At 52.4% G+C, this 2769-nt stretch carries 1 protein-coding gene and 1 pseudogene; both read right to left on the reverse strand.

The window, feature by feature from the left end; all coding sequences use genetic code 11:
* Positions 1–289 precede the first annotated feature (289 nt).
* The gene (istB, locus tag CKL79_RS22105; protein ID WP_205879187.1) at positions 290–1042 is read right to left on the reverse strand and encodes an IS21-like element helper ATPase IstB; all 753 of its coding nucleotides are present in this window, start codon (positions 1040–1042) and stop codon (positions 290–292) included.
* Between the two features lie 649 nt (positions 1043–1691).
* Positions 1692–2564, reverse strand: a pseudogene (gene istA, locus CKL79_RS24065) (IS21 family transposase); the annotation flags it as partial.
* Between the last annotated feature and the right edge of the window lie 205 nt (positions 2565–2769).

Below are 2769 nucleotides of genomic sequence, written 5' to 3' on the forward strand. Positions count from 1 at the left end.
TATTAAATGTCAAGAGGGTAGGCGATAAAATGACAGAGCGTAGGCGGGTGGAGGTACAGTCGAAGAGACGAATGAGTCTAGCGCTAAGCCAGAGTCTCAAGCCGTCAAACTATTTTCTGTCTATTAGTTTCTGTCTATTAGACTTTAGAGATCCCAACGACAGCTAGAGATCCAAATGACACTTCAGAGATCCAAATGACAATTAGAGATCCCAACGACAGCTCAAGATCTAAATGACAGTCCGATAAAATTGGTGATCGCCACCGTTGATCGCTTTCAAGGGAAAGAGCTAGGTCGCGGTTCGCTTTGCCGCCTGCTGCTGCCGATAGCTCTGAGCCTTGATCTCAAAAATGACAGCATGATGCACCAGTCGGTCAACAGCAGCAACGGTCATCATCGAATCAGGAAAAATGGTGTCCCACTGACTAAAGGGCTGATTGGCAGTGATCAATAAACTCTTGCGCTCATAGCGATGGGCAATGAGTTCAAAGAGAACCGAGGTCTCTGCTTCAGACTTTTTGACATAGCCGAGGTCGTCAAGTACGAGCAAGTCAAAGCGATCTAGTTTTCTGAGCCGTGCTTGCAGTTGCAAGCATTGCTTATCCTGCTGAAGCAACTGGACTAAGGCAGTGGCGCTGAAAAACTTAACCCGTTTACCCGCCTCTAAAACACGCCTAGAGAGAGCCGAGGCGATATGGGTTTTACCGACGCCAGAGGCACCAAAAATAAGACAGTTTTCAGCCCGGTCAAGCCAGCTAACCTGGTCGGCTAATTGCATCAGGGGTGCAGGATTGAAGTCCTGACAGTGAGAGAACTCAAAGGTGGTAAAACTCTTTACGCCGGGGAGTTGGGCTTCGGTTATCGCCCGTTTGAGGCGCATTTCGCTGCGGCGCTGGGCTTCGGTCTCGCAGAGCGCTAGGAGAAATTGTGCATAAGACCACTGCTGCTGCAATGCCTGGGTCTCGATAGATTCCCATTGGGAAAGCATGTGCGAAAGCTTGAGCTGTTTGAGCAACCCGCTGAGGGTCTGATAGGGACTCATTGAGCGCGGTGCCGGTGGTTGTGCTGGCAGGCTGCTCAGCGGAGCCTTTGTCATGGGTACTGTCATGGGCACTGAGGAGTTGGTCATAGCTGTCGAGGTCATGCTGGATGCCATTGAGGGTCGGTAGCGCAGCCGTTGGCACGGGTGAAAACTGCTGCTGTAGGCGTTTGAGGGTGAGGGTCTGCATCTCTAGCGACTGCTGTAGATAGTCAGCGACAGCACTCTGTTGGTCTTGAGTTGCAGCAATATAGAGCGCTTCTACCATCAATCGGGCGGCATCGTCGCGCTCAAACTGAGTTTTAAGCAGTTCCCAAAGCTGCTGGTATTGAGGGGTCGGCAGTAGGTCTTGCTGCCACTGGCAATAGAGAAAGGCTCTCGGCTTACGCCGCAGGCCATCAATCACATGCCGATAGTCAATGCAGCGCCCACGGCGCTTTGTCTTGCCCGTGACACGGATACGCGTCAGTTCAAACACCTGCTGGTTCGAGAAATAGCCCACTAGCCGGTCATGGTAGAGATGCAGTTCTAAGCGGCGGCCAATCAGCCGTGACGGGACGCTGTAGAGGATACAGCGCACGTCTATGGTGCTGCGATTACTCACCGTTGCACTCAACACTTCATAGTCAGCAATTCGCCTTTGCGGCAAGGGCGCGAGCGCTGCTCTTTCCTGTTCGAACTTTGCTACGCACTGTCGGTTAAGGCCATCAATAGCAGCCTCTATGACTGTTTGGTAAGCAAGGGCGTTCTCAAAGTCGGCACTGCCTCGCAGATAAATCGCTTGTTTGATCCGGTTCTTCAGATGGCCATGGGGCGATTCGATAGCGCCATTTTCATGGGCTACACCTTTGTTGTTGCGTGTCGGCTCTAGCCGATAGTGGTCGCATAGTTCGTCGTAGAGGGTCGTCACCTGTTTAGATTGCCGTCCACCCTGGTTGCGGTAGGCCGCACTTAAGCTATCGGTGCGGTGCTCTTTCGGCACCCCACCACTAGCGAACAGCGCATTTTGAAGCCCTTCTGAAAGCCCTATAAAGCTTTCGCCCCCTTGAATAATCTGAGCGTACTGCCAACCGCTGTACGCCAAGCGGTAGTGATAGATCAGATGCTCGAAGGGCTCGCCGCCTATCGTGACCTGCATGCCTTTGAGTGTTGTGAAGTCGGATAGGCCCATCACACCGGGTTCATGGCGCATTGTGAACATCACTTCTGGGGATGGCCCATGCAGCGCTTTCCAGTCGCTGACTCGTCGTTGCAGGGTTCGCAGCACCCTCGGATATTCGCCTGGATACTTCTCCTGCAAATACTCAAACAACGTCATCGGCTTCAGTCTCGGTTCTGCTTGCAGCATCGGTTCGAGTTCGCTGGCCCATACCGCTGACAACGGATCTTGCGGATACGGCATCGTCTTAACGGCCGCTCGGTTAGGACGGTGGGTGTCACTATCGATGCGTTGGCCCGTTCTCTGGGATATCTCGGCTATCGTTGAGGAGTCCGCTTGGCTCAATCCTTCCTTTCTTGCATTCATGTAAGCTCGTTTTTGGTATAAGTGAATGGCTTCGGGCACTGTTTTAGTCTCTTTTTGTAGGGAGATCTGATAGTGCCTTTTTTTGTGACTGCTGGTAGCCGTATTGAGGATCTTGGCTTTGACTGCACTCTACGCTGCCTGATGAGATCCTGATTACCCGACTACCCCGCTGTCGTCACTCGCCTATACCCACTGTCACCTAATA

This window comes from Leptolyngbya sp. BC1307 (assembly GCF_002286735.1).
Lineage (GTDB): Bacteria > Cyanobacteriota > Cyanobacteriia > Phormidesmidales > Phormidesmidaceae > Phormidesmis.